The 19594-nt window shown below is 71.9% G+C and carries 17 protein-coding genes and 1 pseudogene; 7 read left to right on the plus strand and 11 right to left on the minus strand.

What is annotated here, in order from left to right; genetic code table 11:
• Positions 1-183: 183 nt before the first annotated feature.
• Positions 184-1536 carry a serine hydrolase domain-containing protein gene (locus ACE4Q9_RS01465; protein WP_397982351.1) on the minus strand — a complete coding sequence of 451 codons (1353 nt, stop codon included), beginning with the start codon at positions 1534-1536 and terminating at the stop codon, positions 184-186.
• Positions 1537-1635: 99 nt separating this feature from the next.
• Positions 1636-2844: a cytochrome P450 gene (locus ACE4Q9_RS01470; protein ID WP_397982352.1), complete on the minus strand. Its 1209-nt coding sequence runs from the start codon at positions 2842-2844 to the stop codon at positions 1636-1638.
• 1103 nt (positions 2845-3947) lie between these two features.
• Here ACE4Q9_RS01470 and ACE4Q9_RS01475 point away from each other — a divergent pair.
• Entirely contained in the window at positions 3948-4217 is a 270-nt protein-coding gene (locus tag ACE4Q9_RS01475) for a hypothetical protein (protein ID WP_397982353.1), read from the plus strand.
• A 298-nt stretch (positions 4218-4515) separates the two neighbouring features.
• On the opposite strand, the gene ACE4Q9_RS01480 is transcribed toward ACE4Q9_RS01475, so the two are convergent.
• Together ACE4Q9_RS01480 and ACE4Q9_RS01485 are read right to left on the minus strand one after the other, a co-directional pair.
• Complete coding sequence (locus ACE4Q9_RS01480) at positions 4516-4809, minus strand: hypothetical protein (protein WP_397982354.1); 294 nt, start codon at positions 4807-4809, stop codon at positions 4516-4518.
• 66 nt (positions 4810-4875) lie between these two features.
• Complete coding sequence (locus tag ACE4Q9_RS01485) at positions 4876-5994, minus strand: FAD-dependent oxidoreductase (RefSeq protein WP_397982355.1); 1119 nt, start codon at positions 5992-5994, stop codon at positions 4876-4878.
• Between the two features lie 81 nt (positions 5995-6075).
• Here ACE4Q9_RS01485 and ACE4Q9_RS01490 point away from each other — a divergent pair, with 81 nt between their 5' ends.
• On the plus strand, positions 6076-6768 hold the full coding sequence (locus tag ACE4Q9_RS01490; protein WP_397982356.1) for a TetR/AcrR family transcriptional regulator: 693 nt from the start codon (positions 6076-6078) through the stop codon (positions 6766-6768).
• 30 nt (positions 6769-6798) lie between these two features.
• Here ACE4Q9_RS01490 and ACE4Q9_RS01495 read toward each other — a convergent pair whose 3' ends face one another.
• On the minus strand, positions 6799-8259 hold the full coding sequence (locus ACE4Q9_RS01495; RefSeq protein WP_397982357.1) for an FAD-dependent monooxygenase: 1461 nt from the start codon (positions 8257-8259) through the stop codon (positions 6799-6801).
• 115 nt (positions 8260-8374) lie between these two features.
• Between ACE4Q9_RS01495 and ACE4Q9_RS01500 the strand changes: the two genes are divergently transcribed.
• Complete coding sequence (locus tag ACE4Q9_RS01500; RefSeq protein WP_397982358.1) at positions 8375-9340, plus strand: Lrp/AsnC family transcriptional regulator; 966 nt, start codon at positions 8375-8377, stop codon at positions 9338-9340.
• A 79-nt stretch (positions 9341-9419) separates the two neighbouring features.
• On the opposite strand, the gene ACE4Q9_RS01505 is transcribed toward ACE4Q9_RS01500, so the two are convergent.
• Positions 9420-10034, minus strand: a complete 615-nt coding sequence (locus ACE4Q9_RS01505; RefSeq protein ID WP_397982359.1) for a TetR/AcrR family transcriptional regulator — start codon at positions 10032-10034, stop codon at positions 9420-9422.
• 113 nt (positions 10035-10147) lie between these two features.
• Here ACE4Q9_RS01505 and ACE4Q9_RS01510 point away from each other — a divergent pair, with 113 nt between their 5' ends.
• Positions 10148-10606 (plus strand): cupin domain-containing protein, encoded by a 459-nt coding sequence (locus ACE4Q9_RS01510; protein ID WP_397982360.1) that lies wholly within the window; start codon positions 10148-10150, stop codon positions 10604-10606.
• 31 nt (positions 10607-10637) lie between these two features.
• On the opposite strand, the gene ACE4Q9_RS01515 is transcribed toward ACE4Q9_RS01510, so the two are convergent.
• Positions 10638-11465 carry an alpha/beta fold hydrolase gene (locus ACE4Q9_RS01515; protein WP_397982361.1) on the minus strand — a complete coding sequence of 276 codons (828 nt, stop codon included), beginning with the start codon at positions 11463-11465 and terminating at the stop codon, positions 10638-10640.
• Positions 11466-12069: 604 nt separating this feature from the next.
• Between ACE4Q9_RS01515 and ACE4Q9_RS01520 the strand changes: the two are divergent.
• A pseudogene (locus ACE4Q9_RS01520) lies at positions 12070-12167 on the plus strand.
• A gap of 54 nt (positions 12168-12221) precedes the next feature.
• Here ACE4Q9_RS01520 and ACE4Q9_RS01525 read toward each other — a convergent pair.
• From ACE4Q9_RS01525 to ACE4Q9_RS01540, 4 genes are all read right to left on the minus strand, one after another.
• The gene (locus tag ACE4Q9_RS01525; protein ID WP_397982362.1) at positions 12222-13334 is read right to left on the minus strand and encodes a hypothetical protein; all 1113 of its coding nucleotides are present in this window, start codon (positions 13332-13334) and stop codon (positions 12222-12224) included.
• A 25-nt stretch (positions 13335-13359) separates the two neighbouring features.
• Positions 13360-14235 carry a geranyl diphosphate 2-C-methyltransferase gene (locus ACE4Q9_RS01530; RefSeq protein ID WP_397982363.1) on the minus strand — a complete coding sequence of 292 codons (876 nt, stop codon included), beginning with the start codon at positions 14233-14235 and terminating at the stop codon, positions 13360-13362.
• A 15-nt stretch (positions 14236-14250) separates the two neighbouring features.
• The gene (locus ACE4Q9_RS01535; protein ID WP_397982364.1) at positions 14251-15645 is read right to left on the minus strand and encodes a family 2 encapsulin nanocompartment cargo protein terpene cyclase; all 1395 of its coding nucleotides are present in this window, start codon (positions 15643-15645) and stop codon (positions 14251-14253) included.
• 112 nt (positions 15646-15757) lie between these two features.
• Positions 15758-17173, minus strand: a complete 1416-nt coding sequence (locus ACE4Q9_RS01540) for a family 2B encapsulin nanocompartment shell protein (protein WP_397982365.1) — start codon at positions 17171-17173, stop codon at positions 15758-15760.
• A gap of 555 nt (positions 17174-17728) precedes the next feature.
• On the opposite strand from ACE4Q9_RS01540, the gene ACE4Q9_RS01545 reads away from it, so the two are divergent.
• Together ACE4Q9_RS01545 and ACE4Q9_RS01550 are read left to right on the plus strand one after the other, a co-directional pair.
• Entirely contained in the window at positions 17729-18184 is a 456-nt protein-coding gene (locus ACE4Q9_RS01545) for a hypothetical protein (RefSeq protein ID WP_397982366.1), read from the plus strand.
• 382 nt (positions 18185-18566) lie between these two features.
• Entirely contained in the window at positions 18567-19499 is a 933-nt protein-coding gene (locus ACE4Q9_RS01550) for an Ig-like domain-containing protein (RefSeq protein ID WP_397982367.1), read from the plus strand.
• Positions 19500-19594 lie beyond the last annotated feature (95 nt).

Here is a 19594-nt window from a genome sequence, read left to right on the forward strand (position 1 = left end):
GGCGGGGGCCGGCACGCCGGCCGGACATCCGTCGTACCCCGACCGGAGCCCTGACCGGAACCGGAGCCCGCATCGGCCGTGGGCACCCGCAACCGGGTCCGGACCGTGCCCGGTTCATGACCGGGGCCCTGGGCCAGGCCCGGCGCGCGAGAAGCCGAGCCGGTGCCGGTGGTCCCGGCGTGATCAGCCGTCGTCGGTGCGGCGTGCCGTGCGGCCGGATATCTGTATTCGGTCGATCCTCCCGGTGACCGGATCGCGGTGGAACCGGCCGCCGGGTTCCAGGCTCCCGGTGGCCGGATCGCGCAGGTCGCACGACAGGTCGGCGTAGCAGACCAGCGGGAGCGCCAGGTCGCCGTCCACGGACAGGGCCGGCTCGCCGTCCGGGCCGGCGGTGACGCGGTAGGTCGTACCGCCGTTGCGGTACGTGCCCACGCAGTCGGGCAGGGCGGCGCGGCGCTCCCCGGCCACCGGGCGTCCTCCGGCGGGCACCCGGATGCCGGTCAGCCGGGCGAGTTCCCCGGTGAGGTCGCGCCACAGCGCGGTCGCGCCGCCGGCGTTGCCCGTGAAGGCGACCACCACGCCGCTCTCCGGGTCGGTGCGCAGATGGCAGGACGTGCCCTGGGCGTTGCCGTCGTGGCCGTACCAGGTGCGCTCGTCCTGCTGGTAGACGGCGAGTCCGGGGCTCCAGCCGTCGGCCAGGGTGCCGGGCCGGGCGGCGGGCTCGGGGCGGCGCATGTCCTTGGCGACGGCGGGCGGCAGCAGGTCGCGGTGGCCGGTCAGCGCGTTGCCGAACGCGGCCAGGTCCGCGGCGCTCGCGAGCAACGCGCCGGCCGGCGCCTCCAGCGGCGCCAGGTTCTGCCGGGTCGCCAGCGCCTGCCCGGTGGCGGTGTTGACGGCGTGTCCCGCCCCCAGGGGACGGGCGTGCGCGGCGTCGCCGATGAACGCCGGTACGACACCGAGCGGTTCGAGCAGCAGCGCCCGGACCGCCTCGGCCCACGGCATGCCGGTGACGGTCTCCACCAGCCGTCCGGCGGCGACGTAACCGGCGTTGGAGTAGGAGAAGTCGGTGCCCGGCGGGAAGATCAGGTCCTGGGCGGTACACACCGAGGCGAGGTAGCGGGCGGCGGTCGTCGCCGCGGCGGTGTCGGAGTCCGGGCCGGTGGGCAATCCGCCTGTGTGACTGAGGAGTTGACGGACAGTCACGTCAGGGACGGCGGCCAGCTCGGGGAGGTGTCCGGCGGCGGGTTCGTCCAGGTCCACGTCGCCGTCGTCGGCCAGGAGCATGACGAGGGCCGCGGTGAAGGGCTTGGTGAGCGAGCCCAGCGGGACCGCCGTCTCCGGTGTGACGGGCGCGCCGGTGGAGACGTCGGCCGTGCCGGTGTGCACGGCGATGACGTCCGTGCCGGTGTCGAGGACCAGTTGGGCGCCGGGCACCCGGTGGGTGCGGGCGAGCGCGCCGAGCCGTTCGAGCAGTTCCCGGTGTAACAGCGAGGGTGTCCGGGACGCGGGCGGAGCGGCGGGGATGGTGTACGGCATGAGAAGGGGACTCCCGTTGGATGGGTCTCATGTGCGGGTGTTCGGGTCCGGCCGGACGCGAGCGGTGCGGGCCGGCCGGGGGTGCTTCGGGTGCCGGGCCTACGCTCTGCCGACCTCGACGGGCAGCTGCCGTACGCCGACGATCACGGCGGGGTTCTGGTGGGTGATGTCCTCGTAGGACGGGATCACCAGGGTGCGGAATCGTTCATGCAACATACGCAGGGCGATCCGCGCCTCCAGCCGGGCCAGTGGCGCGCCGAAACAGAAGTGGATGCCGTGCCCGAAGGTCAGATGGGGGTTGGGCGAGCGGGTCACGTCGAAGACGCCGGGCGCCTCGAAGCGGGCGGGGTCCCGGTTGGCGGCGCCCAGATGTGCCATCAGGAGGGCGTCGGCCGGGATCTCGTGACCGCCGAGCACGACGGGCCTGGTCACCCGGCGGCCCAGTTCGGGGAAGGGGGGCAGCCAGCGCAGCACCTCCTCGACGGCGGTGGGGATGCGCGCCGGGTCGGCGCGCAGCGCCGCGTCGGCCTCGGGATGCCGGTCGAAGGTGACGACGGCGTTGCCGAGCAGCGCGGTGGTGGTGATGTGCCCGGCGACCAGCAGCAGCGCCACGAAGCCCACCATCTCCTGGTCGCGCAGGCGGGCGCCGTCCACCTCGGCGGCGATGAGTCTGCTGGTCAGGTCGTCGCCGGGGGCGGCACGGCGGGCGCGTATGTAGTCCAGCATGTAGCCGTTCATCTCGCGCACCGTGGGGGCGATGGCTTCCAGCGCCCGTTCCAGATCGGCCATGTCCGGCGCTTCGCCGAGCTGGTCGCCGCCGAACAGGACGCTCGCCCACTCCTGGAACAGCCGGTGCTCCTCGGCGGGGATGCCGAGCAGTTCGGCGATCACGATGATCGGCAGCGGGTAGGCCAGCGCGTCGACCAGGTCGAACCGGTCCCGGTCGGCGACCGCGTCCAGCAGCCGGCCGCAGATGGCCTCGATGCGGGGTTCGAGCCCCTGTACGACCCGGGGGGTGAACGCCTGGCTGACCAGGGTGCGGAGCTTGCGGTGCTCCGGCGGGTCCATGCCGACGAAGTTGCCCTGGGTGAAGGTCTCGAAGTCGGGCTGGGTGGGACTGAGAGCGGAGAGGTCCGAGGAGTACGTCGCCGGGTCGGCGAGCACGGCGGCGACGTTCTCGTGGTCGAGGACCTGCCAGACGCCCTGCGCCTCGTCGTGCCGTACCGGACCGGCCTCGTGCAAACCCTGCCAGCGGTCGGGTAACTCCTCCAGGAGGAGCCGGCCGTCCGTCGCTCGGCTGCTGATCACCTTGTCTCCTTGCTAGCGCGTGCGGGCACAGAGGAGTCACACACACGGGGTGGCGGGAACCGGCACGGGCCGGCCGCGGAAGGTCCGGGCAGCGCTGCGCGACCGTTCGGACGGGGCGGCGCGTGGCCCGCGTGGCGTGCTGAGGACGTGCTGTGGAGCGGCGGGACGGTCAGACGACGTCGGTCCGCTGCCGGGATGGACCGGTGAGCGTCAACACATGCGGTGCAGGACGCGGCGGCTGCGCGGCCGCCCACGGCCTCGCGGCGAGCCCGGCCGTACGACGCACCAACCCGACATAGCCCATCCCCCTTGATGAAACCTCCCGCGCGGCGATGGCGCGGGACCCTCCCGGCTCGTATACGGACAACGGGGCCGAGGGCCCCGGCTGTTCGGAACGCGGTGTGAGAATACGCAACCGCGGGGCATGCCGCCCCACGATTGGCATGATGCGTACCCCGCCACACCTTCGTTTCGATGGATCTCGGCCACAGTCTTCACGGTGAGTCACACGTAAGCAACCCCCTGAAGTTGAACGGAGAGTATTCTGACGGTCTTTTTGCGTCACCATGGAGCCAACTCGACGAGCCTCTGCACACACACGGAAGCACGGCCGGATCGTCGCCCCCGCGTGTGCCCCGGCGCCTCATCCGCAAACCGGCTCGGCGAAAAAATCTCCGCCGGAGCCCGGTCCGGAGCGCCACATCCCGCCGCACCTCTTCGACCCGGTGCCGCGGTCCACATGCCGGCCGATGCCCGAACTCGGCTCTGATCTGGGGCGATTGCGCCTCAGCTAACACCCCTCGCACGCCGCCACGAGAAGCGCCCGCACACATGTCCGACACGTCTCGGGCACATGCCGGGCACGCCTTCGGCACGCGCCCGACACACCACAGCGCCCCTCACGCCCCAGCCGCACCACGCGCAGCACTGGACAGCGGAGCCAAAGGTTCCGGCCCGATGCGCAAGGTTTCAGCCAACATGGCGCATCGGGGGCGCATTTGACGAACCCCGCACACCACCCGAGCTCCCTCGGCACGGCCGGACGAGCACGCCGGTACCCCACGGAGGCCGGTATCACCGCAGTCGGCGGACCCCAACTCCGCATGATCCGGAAGACGAAGGTCGTCGTGTGCGTGATGGTCCATGCGAACACGACCGGCCGCCTGCCCGTCGCCGAACGGCTGGACAGGCTCCGCGCGGCGGCAACCGGCATGAGCAACGTCACGGTCGGCTCCCACACAGGCGGCCTGCTGGTCGGCTACTGCCGCCGAGCCGGAATCGACGTTGTCGTCCGCGGCGTCCGCAGCACTTCCGGCCACTCTCGTCACCGCGACGGGCCGACAGGACCGTGGGTCCGGCCGGAAGCCGGATGACGGCCCCGTACGGCGCCTCACTTCGGAGGCGCCGTACGGGGCCCCGCGCAAGCTCGCGTGACCTCGGCGTCCGCGCGCAGCATCTCGCCCCTTGCCCGGATGCGGTTCGCGTCGGCATACCCGTGGGCCTGTACGTACTTGGCGTATGCCACCAGGATGACGCCGATCACAGTGCTGGTGGCCGTGGCCAGAGGGTGAAAGGGCTCCGCGTCGTCCCTGCGAACACGGAGAACCCGCTGAAGGGGCGGCGTAGCGCGCCATCGGGTCATTCACGTGTCCAGCGTTCGGATCGCCGTCGTCACCGCACGCCGCGCATGGCGAAACGCAGTTCCTCGAACAGGGCACGCAACTCGCCCGGCATACGGGACGCCACGGCCGCGCCCGACGCCAGCAGGAGCCGGACGCCGGCGCGGAATTCCTTGTCGCCGGTGGGCTCGTCCAGCATCCTCGCCACCTCGGTCAACGGAACGGCGATGGAGTTCTCGACCTCGTCGGAAAGGCTGTCGAGATAGACGTCGTCCTCGGTGAGCACGAGATCCGCGATGCGGCGGGCGGCTTCCCTGACGGCCCGTGGATCGTCGTCGAACGGCACGGTCACCCCCATGTCGGTCGGTAAGCCCTCTTCCAAGCGGCCGGGGCCGCGAGGGGTGTCGTACGGTCAGGCGGGCTGGACCTGGTCGAACTCGGCGATGGCCGCGGCGGGGTCCGCGCTCACGAGGCGTTCCAGGCCGGCCGTCGTGATCTTCGCCCACCTGCCGGCCCGTGCCCACATCCTTTCCTCGAAGGCGCGGACGGTTTCGTCCGGATCACCGGAGCCGGTGGCGATCGCCTCCGCGAGTTCGGCGCCTTCCAGCATCGCGAGGTTCGCGCCCGCCCCCAGGGGCGGCATCAGGTGGGCGGCGTCGCCCAGCAGCGTCACGCCGGGAACATGGGTCCAGGTGTGGGACACGGGCAGGGTGTAGAAGGGGCGGTGGACGAAAGAGGTGCCCTGGCGCAGGAGGTCGAGGACGGGCGCGGCCCAGCCGTCGAACAGGTCCAGCAGGCTCGACCGCACGGCATCGGCGTCGGCCGGGTCCAGGTTCGCGTGCCAGTCCAGCGGCGCCCGGCACTTGGCGTACATCTTCACGTGGCCGCCGCTGTTGCGCTGCGCGACGAGGGAGCGGTTCGCGCCGTACACGGCCATGGAACCGTCGCCGATCAGCCGGGCCAGGCCGGGGTGGCGGGCGTCGATGTCGTCGAGGGAGGTCTCGACCGAGGTGACTCCGGTGTAATGCGGCGTCACCGGCGAGACTGCCGGGCGGACTCGGGACCAGGCGCCGTCCGCGCCGATCACGAGGTCGAACGTCTCCTGCCGTCCGTCCGCGAACCGGACCAGTACACCGTCCCCGGCCCCCGGCACCACCTCGCTGACGCCCCTCCCCCACTGGACGTCGAGCGGGCCGAGCAGCAGGTCACGGAGCTGACCGCGGTCGATCTCGGGGTTGGCCCGCTCGTCCGGCCGGGGCCGCCAGTCGCGCAGCACCGTTCCGTCCGGGTCCAGGATGCGCATGGCCTGCCCCTCCGGGCGGGACAGCGCCTCGAACTCCGCCAGCAGCCCCGCCTTCTCCAGCGCGAGTTGACCCAGCCCTGCGTGCAGGTCCAGCGCGCCACCCGGAGGGCGGGCGTCGGGGGCGGGATCGCGTTCGAGGACGGTGACGGGGTGGCCATGGCGGTGCAGGACACGGGCGAAGGTGAGGCCGCCGGGCCCGCCGCCGACCACGGCGATACGTTGTCTCATGCCGATACACTGTATTTCCGCTGTACGACGTATCGCAATGCCGTAGCCTCGAGGCATCGCGCCGGCAGAACGGTGTGCACCATGACTGTCTGGGACCGGCCGGAGCCGCCGGCTCGCCCCGTGCCGCTCGACCGGGAGCGGATCGTCGCCGCCGCCATCGCGCTGGCCGACGAGGGCGGCCTGGAGGCGGTGTCGTTGCGCAAGGTCGCCGCCCGGCTGAACGCCGGGCCGATGCGGCTGTACGGATACATCTCCGCCAAACAGGAGCTGTTCGACCTCATGACGGACGAGGTGTACGCCGAGATCCTCCCCGAGGAGCGGCCCTGCGAGTGGCGGGAGGCGCTGCGCGTCCTCGCCCACCGCACCAGGCGGGCCGCCCTCCGGCACGAATGGCTGGCCGACCTGCTCGGTGGCCGTCCGAGCCTGGGCCCGAACGGCCTCGCCGTGACCGAGGCCAAGCTGGCGGCCCTCCACGGACTCGCCGACATCGACACCGTCCTGCGCGCCGTGGAGACGGTCAGCTCCTACGCCACCGGCGCGATCAGGCGGGAGATCGCGAGCCGGCGGGCGGAGCGCGCCACGGGCCTGTCCGAGCGCGACTGGCAGCGCGCTTCCGGCGCGCATGTGACGAGGATGCTGGCCACGGGCCGCTTCCCGGCGCTGGCCAGTGCCGTGCACGACGGCGCGGACGTGGACGCCGAGACGACCTTCGCGACCGGCCTCGAGTGGGTCCTCGACGCCGTGGCCGCCAGGCTCACCCGGCCCCCGGCGTGACACCCGACTCCCACCGCAGCCGGCCTGACCTCAACGTGCTTCCGCTCGCCGTGGCTCGCCGAACCAGTGGGTGAGCGCCGGTTCCAGGCCGGTCGTGCCGGCCCAGCACACGTAGCCGTCCGGCCGGATGAGCATCGGCTCGGTGTGGGCTCCCCGGCCCGCCCCGTCCACCCGGTCCACCCGGTCCGACCAGGGCGCGGCGATCGCGCCGAGCGCGTCGGCCGGGTCCAGCAGGACGCCGCGCCCGGAGCGCAGCAGTTCGTGCACGCGGGCCGGTCCGAGGTCCAGGTCCGGTGCGGGGCGGCCGACGAGCGGATGGGTCTCGGTGCCCGGCATCGGGTAGCGCAGGGCCATCCCGGACATCAGGCCGCCGAGATACCGCTGCGCGTCAGGGAGTTGAGCCAGGTCCGTGAAGATCTCACGGGCAGCCAGCACCTGCGGATCGCGGGTGCCGGCCCAGTCCATCAGCAGGCTCTGCGCCCGGACGTTGCGCAGGACGGCGGCCCCGGCCGGATGCCGTTCCCCGTGGTAGGTGTCGAGCAGGTGCTCCGGTGCCCAGCCGTGCACGGCGGCGCCGAGCTTCCAGCCGAGATTGAGCGCGTCCTGCATCCCGGTGTTCATGCCCTGCGCGCCGAGCGGAAGGTGCACGTGGGCGGCGTCCCCCGCCAGGAACACCCGCCCGTGCCGGTACCGCTCGACCTGCCGTGAGGCGTTGGTGATCCGGCGGGCGTAGCGCACTTCGAGGAGGCGCACCCGCGTTCCGAACACGGTGCTCAGACCGTCGCGGATCTCGTCCTCGGTGACCGGGGTCTCCCGGGGCAGCGACCGGTCGGGGCCGCCGAGGACCAGCCGGCGCAGGGGCCTGCCCTGCGGATCGGTGCCGAGCGGGAACAGCGCCGCCCAGTGCCCGTCCTCGTGCCAGGTGTGCGACGCCTCCCGGTCGGCGCCGTCCAGCCGCACATCGGCGGCGACGATCGTCAACGTACCCGCCATGCCGGGGAATTCGGCGCCCAGCAGGGACCGTGCGGCGCTGTGGGCGCCGTCGGCTGCGACGAGGTAACGGCTGCGGAGGGTCGCGCCGTCCGCGAAGGCGGCGGTGACCCCGTCGTCGTCCTGGGCGAGGCCGACCAGTTCGCAGCCCCTGCGGGCGTGCAGGCCGAGTGCGGCGAGATGCTGTTCGAAGAATCCCTCGATCACCACCTGCGGCACCGAACGCCAGGGCAGGCGGTGCCGGTTGGCGTCGTGCGGGAGGGGGATGCCAGCGAAGTGGCCGGTGGCGACGGGGTGTTCGCCGGTGGCCAGCAACGGCTCCAGCAACCCCCGCTGGTCGAGGGCCTCCAGTGTGCGGGACTGCACGCCGCCCGCCTTGGACAGGTCGCTGCGCCGCGGCAGCTTGTCGACCAGCACGGTCGGCACGCCCGCCAGCAGCAGTTCGTTGGCCAGTGTCATTCCGGTCGGGCCGGCGCCGACGACGAGGACTTCGGTGTCCATGGGTTCTCCTGTGGTTGTGTCGGTCGGGACACAGGCAACGCTCCGCCGACCGAGCCGCCCAGCACAGAATCCGACGTCATTGCGCCGGTATCCGACACGGCTTAGCCTTGGTCCGGTGGAATCCGACTACGACGAGCTGGACCGGCGGCTCGTGCATGCCCTCCAGATCGACGGCCGTGCCCCGTTCAGTGCCATCGCCGACGTTCTCGGCGTGTCGGATCGCACCATCGCCCGGCGCTACGCCCGGTTGCGGTCGGCCGGGGTGGTCCGCGTGCTCGGCGGGATCGACGCCACCGCGCTGGGGGCCGTTCCGTGGTTCCTGCGGGTGCGCTGTGCGCCCGCCGCCTCGCTCCCGGTCGCCGAGGCGCTGGCCAGGCGCCCCGACACGTCCTGGGTGAGCCTCAACTCCGGTGGCACGGAAATCACTTGTGTGGTGCGGACCGAGAGCGAGGCGGACAGCGAGGCGCTGCTGCTGGCCAAGCTCCCCCGCACCCCGCGCGTGGAGGGCGTGACCGCGCACTGCGTGCTGCACGCCTTCTACGGCGGCCCGGACAACGTGGTCGGAAAGCTCGGCTTACTGGACGAGGAGGCGATCGAGCGGCTGCGCCCGCCGCCGCTGCGGAGCCTGGAGGGACCGGTGCGGCTCGACGACGGCGACCGCAAGCTCCTCGCGCTGCTCGCCACCGACGGCCGGGCGGGGTACGAGCAGTTGGCCGCGGCGACCGGCTGGTCGCCGACGACGGTACGGCGCCGGATGACGGAGCTGCGCGAGCACGGCGTGCTCTACCTGGACCTGGACATCGACTGGCGCATGTTCGGCGGGAGGGCCCGGACCCTGCTCTGGCTCTCGGTCGCCCCGGCACACCTGGAGGAGGCCGGTCAGGCGCTGGCCGGTCATCCGGAGGTCGCGTTCGCGGCCGCCACGACCGGCCCGACCAACCTGTTCGCGAGCGTGGTGTGCGCCGGCCAGCGGGAGCTGTACCGGTATCTGACGACACGGATCGCCGCGCTGCCGGCCATCACTCATCTGGAGACGGCGCCGGTGATCCGGACGGTCAAACAGGCGGCCAACCAGACATAGCGACTCCTGCCAGCGGACCGGGACGCGGGCGCCACGCGGCGGTCTTCACCCGTCTCCGGGTCGTCGGGGCGTCGGGGCCTTACGGCTTCGGGTCCGGGTGGAGGGCGGCGCGGGTGAGGGACGTCGCGGTCGCCACGACGGCGGCGACGGCGTCCTGCGGGTCCAGGCCGTACAGGTCGGTGAGGTTGAAGAGCGCCTCGGCGCTGACCACCACGGCAAGGCCACGCTTGAGTTGCTCCAGCGCGGCGGGGTCCAGCGCGTCGGCCGCGGGCGCCAGCGCGTGGTCGATCAGCCCGAAGCGCAGGCCGGGGCGGGCGGAGCGGTCGGGCCGGGCGATGGTTCCGGCGATCATGGCGCGGACCACGCCCTGCCGGGCCAGCACATGGCGCAGCAGGAACCCGGTCGCGGCGGCGACGCGCTCCACCGGATCGGTGGAGTGCTCGACCCCGGCGAGCGCCTCGCCCGGCTCGGGGAGCTGGCCGGCGATGGCCTCCTGGAGGAGGCTGACGAGATCGGGGAAGTAGCGGTAGGCCGTGGCCTCGGACACCAGGGCCGTCGCCGCGATGTCGGCCATGGTCACCTCGCGCCCCGTACGGCTCAGTTCGGCCGCGGCCTGCACGATCGCCCGGCGCGTCCGCAGCTTCTGGTTCGCGCGGCCGGTCATGCCGGAGGCCGGCGACGTGGACGAGGACATGGATCAACCTTTCGGTCCGCGACGGGAGGCGTCATTTCTGCCCTGAAGACTTGCAGCATACGATGCGACCAGCCTATTTTCATGCGAGCCAACTCTCACAGAGGAGCCCGACCATGACCAGCGTCGCGATCGTCCCCCCTGACGGCGGCGAGGTGATCGAGCTGGGGCCGGCGAGGATGCGCATCCTGGAGGACGGCGGCACGACCGCGCACCGCCTCGGCATCGGGGAGATCACCCTCGCCCCGCACAGCGCCGGCCCGCCCCAGCACCGCCACGCCGAACACGACGAGGGTTTCTACGTGGTCTCCGGAACGGCCTGCTTCACCGTCGGCCGCGACGAGTACGAGGCGCCCGCCGGAACGCTGGTGATGGTTCCGCCGGGCGTGCCGCACACCTTCGCCAATCCGGGCGACGAGCCGGTGGTGATGGTCAACACCTTCACGCCCGACCTGTACGTGCAGTACTTCCGGGACCTGCGCGACGCGGCGGCGCGGGACGGGGAGCTGACGGGCCCGGCCACCGTGCGGGTCATGGCCCGGTACGCGACCACACCCGCCACGGAGTACGACTGAGCCGCCCGCCCGCGCACGCGGCGCGCCGGGTTCAGGCCGCGGCCGGAGCGTTCACCACGGTCTGCGCGAAGTTCCCGATGGCACCGAGGGTGAGCCCCAGCTGCTCGATGTGCGGGAAGTGCCCGGCCCCGGGGATCGGGACGAAGTGGCCGTTGGGGAAGGACTTGGCGTACCCGCGGCCGTAGGTGGTGGAAGCGATGCCGTCCTGCTCGCCCCAGACGACCAGGACGGGCACGCCGACGCGGTGCAGGCGACCGCGCAGCTTCGGGTCGTACGAGAACTCCTCGCCGCCGTAGACCGCCAGGGTCCGCTGGTTGGCGGCGCCCTGCGCCCGCCGCTCGTCGCTGAAGGAGGAGAAGTCGGGACGGAAGGCCGGGTTGGCGAAGGAGAGTTCGGCGATTTCGGCCGGCGCCAGGGTGCGGACGTCGACGACTGCGTTCTTCTTCTGCACCGCGTGGATGCCGACCGCGTTGAGCAGGGTGAGGCTGCCTATGCGGGCCTTGGTGTCGCGCAGGGCCATCTCGGAGGCGACCCAGCCGCCGAACGAGGTGCCGATCACCATGACTTCGCTCAGGCCGAGGAGGTCGATCAGGTCCAGGTAGGCGACGGCGAGGTCGGCCGCCGAGTCGAACCATTCGGGGCGGTGGGTGCCCTGGAAGCCCGGATGGGTCGGGACGACGGTGTACGCGTGCTCGGTCAGCGCGCTCGCCAGACCGGCCATCGACTGGGGGCCCGCACCGCCGTGCAGCAGCAGGAAGCCCCTCCCCCCGGAGCTGCTGCCGCGCTCCTCGATGGTCACGGTCAGGCCGCCGGGGAGGTCGACGGTACGGGTGGTGGCGGGGACAGGGGAGGTGGTCATGGGTACGCCCTTCATGAGAACCGACTCTCATGAATATAGGTACATCGCACCCTTTATGTAAGTGGATTCTCACGACGAGAGGGCTCACTCGACAGGGCGCCCGGCGGGCGCGGCCACCGGGATGTGGTTCGCCGGTTCCAGGCGCCTGCTGTAACGGAGTTCCGGGACCAGGGCGCCGTCGACCGACCAGTCCGCGGAGCCGCCATCCGGCTCGAAACCGGCGCGCTCGTAGAAGCGCCGGGCCCTGGTGTTGGCGGCGGGGGGTCGGGGGACGCGTACAGGGCGAAAACTTCACCGTCCTGAGGTTCGCGGTCGTCCTCGTGGGAGGCGCCGAGCGCCGCCCAGCCGACGACGGTGCCGTCGTCTTCGGCGACGAGGTTCAGCACGCCGGCCGCGGGACGTGCGAACGCCTCGCGCCGTCGGCGAGCGTCCTCCGCCACCGTGAGCGCGTCCAGGTAATCCTGCGGCACCATCCCGGCGTAGACGGCCTGCCAGCCTTTTACCCGCACCGTCGAGACACCGTGGCGTCAGCCGCGTATCAGCGTGTCCTGTCAACCTTGTTCATGTGAACGGCACTCGGGAGCGCCCTGGGGGCCGGGAGCGAGGAGAGGTGCCCGGAGTGGTTGATCGGGGACCAGCGAGCACGCCTCAAGGTCGGACCCTCAGGGGTCCACGCAGGTTCGAATCCTGCCCTCTCCGCCACCGAGTTCCATGCCGGCTACAGCCCATCGGCACGGAGCGGAAGGCCCTGGCTGATCACGGTCGGCGGTTCGAGCGCCCGACGGTGATACCGGCGGCGCGGGCCAGTACGTCGGCGGTTCGCGAGCCGGCCAGCACGGCGTGGTCGGCGGTGCTCGGCAGGCAGCGCTGACGCTCGGGGACGAACTCGGTCATGATGACACCGGCGTGATCGGTCGCGACCTCGTCGAGCGATGTCGGCCAGCCCCGTTCTCCGAGCGCCGTGTGCAGCTCGCGTGAGCGTTCGACGTCCACCACCGGATCCGCGGTGCCGTGCACCAGCCACACCGGCAGCGGCGGCCGTGCGCCACCGCCCCGGCGCAGGTCGTCGAGGGGGACGGTGCCCGTGGTGGGGGCGGCCGATCCGTACGCACCGGCGATCCCCACGACGGCGCTCGGCCGCCAGCCGCCGAACGCCTCGGGGTTCAGCGCGACGGCCACCGCCGCCTTGCCGCCCAGGGACCAGCCGGCGAGCACGATCCGCTCGGGGTCGCCGCCGAGCCCGACCGCGTTCCGCCGTACGAACTCGGCCGACTCCCCCAGCTGCGCTCGGCCGCCGTCCGGGGCGTCGGGACGCCAGTCCGGCACCAGGACGACGAGACCCCGCTCCGCCGCGGCGCGGGCGACGGCAGCGAGGACGTCCCGTTCATCGGGGCCCCGGCCGTGCCAGAACAGCACCACGGGCGCCGGCCCCGGCACACCGACGGGCTGGTACACGTCCAGAAGCTTGCCACTGGACCCGTACCCGAGCCCGACCCTGACGCCCACCTCCGCGGCCACCGCGCCCTCCGAATGATCATCCTGCGAACCACGCCACGTTACCAACGAGCGATCCGCGACGTCGGCGGTGTGGCGGCTGAAGACGGTGACCCGGACCGTCACCACGTCCGGGGAAGCGCGCAGGGCGTGCCGTACGCACGCCCGTACCCGGTCGGCGTCCAGGCCGATGCCGAACAGTTCCCGCCTGCCGTCGTCCCGCCGTCTCAGATGCAGGTCCAGGCCGCGGACGGCGTGGGCGTGTGCCTGCGTGGAGGAGAGATGCGCGTAGTCGGCCCGCGCGAGCAGCTTCAGATCGTGACCCGCGTCCAGGGGCGGGACCTCGAGGGTCGGGGTCCCGCCCCCGGTCCGCATGGCTGGTAGCGGATTTGACGCGGCGTCAGACCCGGTCGGCGGCGATCAGGACGTACTGGAAGGAGCCGTCCCGGTACGACTCGATGAACGCCTCTTCGATTCCGGTGACCAGGGAGGAGGTGGCCCGCAGTTCCCAGTAGGGCAGGGTGTCGGCGGTCAGGTCGATGATCGTCTGCGGGACGAGGCGGTTGTCGGCCATCGCGCGCAGGTACTCGCGGCGGGAGTGGATGTTGCACTCGAAGTGAGCGTTGATCTGCGAGACCCACTTCGACGGCTGGCCGTAACGCGGGTTCCAGCAGCCGGTGATCGTCACGTAGCGGCCGCCCACTTTGAGGAAGCGGGCGTGCTCGGCGAACAGGTCGTGCAGGTCGACGTACATCGTGGACTCGTTGTTCCACGAGGCGGCGACGCTGCCCTTCTCGAAGGGGGTGTCGAGCATGTTGCAGACGTGGGAGCGGACGTGGTCCTGGATACGGAGGTCCCGCGCGCGCCCGTTGCCGAACTCGGCCTGCGTCTCGGACAGGGTGACGCCCTGCACCCGGCAGCCGAAGCGGCGGTGGGCCATCACCATGGAGCCGCCGCGCCCGCAGCCGGCGTCCACCAGGGTGTCCTCGCTCGTGATGGCGCCGAGGTGGTCCAGGAGCAGCTCCGTCTGGGCGGACTCCAGCCGGTGCAGCTCGGCGATCAGCTTCTTCTCGTACTCGCGGTGTTCCGGGTCGCCGAGCGCGGCGTGGTCGACGGCGCCGATGCCGTAGTGGTGGTGATAGAGGCCGTCCACGTCGCCGAGGCGCAGGTTCACCGGCCTCGCCTCGTTGTTCCAGTACCGGGCGATGTCCTCCTGGTAGGGGGTCGCCGGGGCCGGGATCGTCGCGGAGAGGGGGCGGGTCGTTTCCGTGGTCACAGAAGTATCCGTTCTTTACCAGAAGTCGGGCAGGCTGTAGCGGTAGGTGTTGGTCCGGTGCCAGTCGTGGTTGCCGTCCACCCAGGTGGCCACGCCCTTGAGGAAGCGCAGCACGCTGGGCAGCGGGCAGTCCGCGGCGACGTCGGCCGCGGCGGCCTCGAAGGCGTGCATGAGCTGGTTGTGGACCTCGACGGCCTTCAGGTAAGCGTCGCGCTCGGAGAGCTGCTCGCGCCTGGCGATCACCACCGGCAGGTTCAGGTGCAGACCGGGGCTGTCGAGTTCCTTGGTGTAGGAGTAGAGGTCGTTGACGATGGTGGCCGCGTTGCCTGCGAGGGCGATGGCCCGCTGCATCTTCGGCAGGGCGTGCAGGTCCGCCGGGAGTTCGTAGCCGCCGACGGTGTCGGTGATGGTCGGGCAGGGGCGGAAGTTGTTGAACTGGCGCATCGCCAGGTACTCCCACACCTGCGGGACGTACCCCGTCTCGGCCCAGGCGGCCTCGGCCAGATAGCCCATGTGCAGCCGGGCCATGTCGTGCCGGTAGCGGTCGGCCTGGGAGGGCGTGGCCGCGCGGACGAAGTAGTCCATCGCGCTGCGGTACGCGCGCCGCGGGGCGTCCGAGCCCAGCGACTCCTCCCACTGCGGGGCGTACTCCGGGGTGGTGTGGAGGTGGTCGAGCGTGGTGTGCGCGAGGAGGAGGCGTCCGCCGAGACCGACGGGCGAGCCGCCGTGGTCCTCGCAGTAGCAGTCGTCGACGGCGTTCTCCGCGACCATCAGCCGGGTGGCGAGCATCAGGTGGTCGATGTCGGGGGCGTCGGGGTGGCAGGCGACCATGTACCGCCCGACGGAGAAGCCGTCGAACTGACCCTCCCACTCCTCGGGGTAGAGCTGGACCTCGTCCTCGGCCCACCGCTTGATCCGGCGGCTCACCTCCTCGACACGGGCGGGATCGGGCTCCGGGACGGGGTGGTGGTAGAGGCCCGGGACGACTTGCCCTGCGGCGGGCGGGGCGACCTGGGCTTCGGCGGTCAGGGCGAACGGGCCGCCGGCGGGCGGGGCGGGGGCCGGCGCGAGGGGCGCGGGGTCCGCGCCGGGCTCCAGGTCCGGTCCGGGTTTCAGGTCCGGTCCGGGTTTCAGGTCCAGTGTGGGTTTCAGCTCCGGGGCGGGCGGATTCAGTGTGCGGGCCAGGGAGAGCGAGGCCGTGCCCAGGCCGGTCGGTCCGCCGAGGATCCGCCGGAGGTCGGGGCCGGCGGCAGGCGCGGCCGTCTCCGCGGCGGCGGACGCGGGGGGCGTGGCCCTTCCCGCGGCGGCGGACGCGGGCGCGGACACGGCCGGGACCGGGCCCGCCGGGATCGACAGGGCGGGCGGCTGCTGCGCGGGGACGGTTGGTCCGAGGGGCCCGGATACGGGCATCTGCGACTCCTTGCTGCGGCGGCTTACGGTGAACTCGTGGCGCAGCGGGCGAGGTTGGCGGCCCCGCGCGCGAAACGGTTCCTCTGGTCCGGCCTGCGGGCGATATGTGTGTTCAGTCCGGCCTGCGGGCGATGTGCACGTTCTCCAGGACGCCGAGCGCGTCGGGGACGAGGACCGCGGCGGAGTAGTACAGGCTGACGAGGTACGAGGTGATCGCCTGCTCGTTGATGCCCATGAAGCGCACGGAGAGCCCCGGCTCGTACTCCTCCGCCAGGCCCGTCTGCCGCAGGCCGATGACCCCCTGGTTCTCCTCGCCCGTGCGCATCGCGATGACGGAGCTGGTCTGCTCCTCGCTGATCGGGATCTTGTTGCAGGGCAGGATGGGCACGCCGCGCCAGGCGGTGACGGTCTGTCCGCCGACGTCGACGTGGTCGGGGTAGAGGCCGCAGGCGGTGAAGCCGCGGCCGATCGCGGCGATCGTCCTCGGGTGGGCGAGAAAGAACTTGGTGCCGCGACGGCGGGTGAGCAGCTCGTCCATGTCGTCCGGGGTCGGCGGCCCGGCGTGGGGCTGGATGCGCTGCGCGAAGTCCGCGTTGTGGAGCAGCCCGAACTCGCGGTTGTTGATCAGCTCGTACTCCTGGCGCTCGCGCAACGCCTCGACCGTGAGCCGCAGTTGCTCCTCAGTCTGGTTCATCGGCCCGTTGTAGAGGTCGGCGGTCCGGGTGTGGACGCGCAGGATGGTCTGCGCGACGGACAACTCGTACTCGCGCGGGTTCAGCTCGTAGTCGACGAAGGTGTGCGGCAGTTCGGCCTCGCCGACGTGACCGGCCGACAGGGCGATCTCGGCCTCGCCGTACTTGTTCTGCCGCTTGCGGGTGGCGGAGCCGAACCGCTCGACGTGGGCCCGCAGGCCCGGCGCGGAGTCGTGTACGGCGGTGAAGTCGGCGCGGGAGAGGGTGAGGAGGGTGCCGGAGGTCTGGGCGGTGGCCGTGCAGGCGTGGCGGGCGTCGCCGTCCAGGAGGGCTTCCTCGCCGAAGTGGTCGCCGTCCGCGAGGACCGGGAGGGCGACTTCGGCGCCGTACTGGCCGTGGCCGGTGCGGCCGACGCGGCCGTGGGCGATCATGTGGATGCGGTCGGCGGGGGTGCCGCGCTCGACGAGGACCTCGCCGGCGGCGAAGTCGCGCTGGGTGCAGCGGTCGGCGAGGGCGGTGAGGGTGTCGAGGTCGTCGAAGCCCCGCAACAGGGCCAGTTCACCGAGTTCGCGGGGGATCACCCGGACCGCGGCGCCTTCCTGGACGAACTCGATGCGTCCGTCGCCGAGGGTGTGGCGCAGCCGTCGGTTGACCCGGTAGGCGCCGCCCTTGGTCTCGACCCAGGGGAGCATCCGCAGCAGCCAGCGGGAGGTGATCTCCTGCATCTGCGGGGCGGACTTGGTGGTGGTGGTGAGGTTGCGGGCGGCGGCGGTGCTCAGCGACTGCTGTGGCGCGGCCGGTACGGTCCGGGGCTCCGGGCTGCTGTCGACGGTCATCGGGGTGGGCCTCTCCTTGCGTGACTTCGCGGCTGGCGCGCACGGGGGCGCCGGCCGCGAAAGGGAGGAATGTCGAGGGGCGGGGTCTCGGGGATCCGTCCCCGTGGAGGACCGTAATCGGCCGGTCAGCCCGTGCTCCCGGAATGCTCACGTGCTTACTTCGAAGCAGTGATAAAAAATTGAACACGGTTTATCGGGCCGAAAGGCGGCGATTGCGCCATCCGCGCGGGGGCCGTGGCGGGACACGGCGGGCCGTATCGGGCCGGACAAGACGATCACCGCGTCGCGCCCGTACATGATCAAGCCACGACACCGGTGGGAAACCCACCGCCGGTGTTCGATTTCCGTCAGGGGCGGGCCGGTTACCAGGTATGCGGGCCGCACGGTCGGGCGGGAGCCGGGGGAACACGCGGAAGTCCCCGCCGACCGGCCGGAGCAGCGGGCGGGTGTGGCTGGTTTCGGTTCCCGGCGGTGGTCCGGCATACTCCCGTGGGCTCATACCTGCCGGGGGCGCGCGGTGGTCGTTCTCTCCCGCGGGGCGAATGGAGGAGGAACGTGCGGCACCACATACGCCGGACGGCGCTCGGCGCGGTGGTCCTGGTGGTCGCGGCGGCGCTCGGGGGCTGTGACAGCGAGCCGCGGAAGGTGTCGGGGCTGCTCGACAGCACCCGGCGGGTTCCGGCGGTGACCAGGCTCGCGACCCGGCCGCACCTGGTCAGGCGCTGTCATTCCGGGTCCGAGCGGGTACGGCACACCTCCGGCCACGGCAGCGGCAAGCGCACCTGGTACACGACCAGGTCGACGACCGTGTGCACGAAGGTGCGGCAGGGCACGGAGACCTACCGCCGGGTGATCCGCCAGGAGCGCTGGTGCGTCATGCTGGACGACGTGAACGGCAAGCGCCTCCGGGACCGGGTCTGGTACCGGGTCAGCAGCAAGACGTACACGGACGCCCGAATGCTCAGGTACGGCAGCAAAGTGACGATCGAGCCGGAGCGCGACGGCTGCTGAGCGGCACGGCCGGTGGACATTCGGGCCTGGTAGGCGCAAGCCCCCTGCGCAGCGACGCGAGGACACCGGGCCACCCGGCGGGCGTGCCGGTGCCCGCCGACACGACGAGCGCGGTTCCTCCGGTCCGGCCGCCCCGGCAAGGGTGGTTCGCGGTGCCCGGCCCTGGGGCGGGGGCCTCGTACAGGAACGGGCGCCGGGCGCTGTCCGACCACGCACCGGAGTTTGGGACACTCTTTGCGCGGGACACGCAACTACGGTCCGCCTTCTCCTTGTCTGGCAGGGAGTCGGGCTCATCAGGGCCGAGGTAACGAGAGAGCGGGGCAGGAAAGTGGGACGGCGCAAGGGCAGCATAGGGATCGCACTGGTCACGGGTGCGGTGCTGATGGGTGCGAGTGCCTGCGGAGGGAGCGGAAACGCCGGCGCGGGCGGTGACGACGCGAAGGCTCCGGGCAAGTCGACCGCGAGTGCCTCCCCGTCACCGACCAAGCCCGCGGGGCCGCCGATGCTGCTGGACACGATCACCCCGCAGAACGGCACCACGGTGGGCGTGGCCATGCCGGTCTCGGTGGTGTTCACCAACCCCGTGGCGGCCAAGGCACGGGCCACGGTGGAGAAGCACATGAAGGTCAGCGCCTCGCAGCCGGTGGCCGGCGCCTGGCACTGGTTCGGCGACAAGCGCGCCGACTGGCGGCCGAAGACGTACTGGCCCTCCGGCACGAAGGTGAAGATCGACGCCGACATGAAGGGCGTCAGCAACGGTGCCGGACGCTACGGCGTGCACGACTACACGCACACCTTCACGATCGGCGACGACGTGCGCGCGGACGTCTCGGTCACCGGCCACACCATGAAGGTGACCCGCGACGGCAAGCCGGTGCGCACCCTGTCCATCAACGCGGGCAGCGCCCAGTACCCGACGTGGAACGGCACGATGGCGGTCATCGACAAGCAGGAGAAGGTCCACATGACCTCTTGCAGCGTCGGCATCAGCTGCGACAAGGGCAGCCCCAACTACTACGACCTGACGCTGCCCTGGGACGTGCACCTGACCCAGAGCGGTACGTACGTCCACTACTCGACCGGCGACCCCTCGCCGGGCAGCGGCAGCGCCCGCGGCTCGCACGGCTGCGTCCACCTGTCCCTGTCGGACGCCAAGTGGTTCTACGGCCAGGTCAAGCAGGGCGACCCCATCACCATCACCGGTTCGAGCCGCGCCAAGGCGGACCCCGACAACGGCTACGCGGACTTCAACCTGGACTGGAGCCAGTGGCTCGCGGGCAGCGCCACCGGTGAGGAGACGACCTCGGCGCTGTGATCCGCCGCTGCGGCGACGGTCATCCGACGTACTGGACGGCCGTCGCCGCGGCGGCGTTGCCGGTGCGAGGCCGCGTCGTCACGGTGACCGGGTGG

The sequence above is a fragment of the Streptomyces sp. AM6-12 genome (genome assembly GCF_044327085.1).
GTDB lineage: Bacteria > Actinomycetota > Actinomycetes > Streptomycetales > Streptomycetaceae > Streptomyces.

Bases quoted from the DNA above. Each gene is read 5' to 3' on its own strand.
- ACE4Q9_RS01465 (WP_397982351.1), bottom strand. From the start codon at position 1,536: ATGCCGTACACCATCCCCGCCGCTCCGCCCGCGTCCCGGACACCCTCG.
- ACE4Q9_RS01525 (WP_397982362.1), bottom strand. From the start codon at position 13,334: ATGCGGACCGGGGGCGGGACCCCGACCCTCGAGGTCCCGCCCCTGGAC.
- ACE4Q9_RS01510 (WP_397982360.1), top strand. From the start codon at position 10,148: ATGACCAGCGTCGCGATCGTCCCCCCTGACGGCGGCGAGGTGATCGAG.
- ACE4Q9_RS01475 (WP_397982353.1), top strand. From the start codon at position 3,948: ATGATCCGGAAGACGAAGGTCGTCGTGTGCGTGATGGTCCATGCGAAC.
- ACE4Q9_RS01505 (WP_397982359.1), bottom strand. From the start codon at position 10,034: ATGTCCTCGTCCACGTCGCCGGCCTCCGGCATGACCGGCCGCGCGAAC.
- ACE4Q9_RS01550 (WP_397982367.1), top strand. From the start codon at position 18,567: ATGGGTGCGAGTGCCTGCGGAGGGAGCGGAAACGCCGGCGCGGGCGGT.
- ACE4Q9_RS01495 (WP_397982357.1), bottom strand. From the start codon at position 8,259: ATGGACACCGAAGTCCTCGTCGTCGGCGCCGGCCCGACCGGAATGACA.
- ACE4Q9_RS01485 (WP_397982355.1), bottom strand. From the start codon at position 5,994: ATGAGACAACGTATCGCCGTGGTCGGCGGCGGGCCCGGCGGCCTCACC.
- ACE4Q9_RS01540 (WP_397982365.1), bottom strand. From the start codon at position 17,173: ATGACCGTCGACAGCAGCCCGGAGCCCCGGACCGTACCGGCCGCGCCA.
- ACE4Q9_RS01535 (WP_397982364.1), bottom strand. From the start codon at position 15,645: ATGCCCGTATCCGGGCCCCTCGGACCAACCGTCCCCGCGCAGCAGCCG.
- ACE4Q9_RS01515 (WP_397982361.1), bottom strand. From the start codon at position 11,465: ATGACCACCTCCCCTGTCCCCGCCACCACCCGTACCGTCGACCTCCCC.
- ACE4Q9_RS01490 (WP_397982356.1), top strand. From the start codon at position 6,076: ATGACTGTCTGGGACCGGCCGGAGCCGCCGGCTCGCCCCGTGCCGCTC.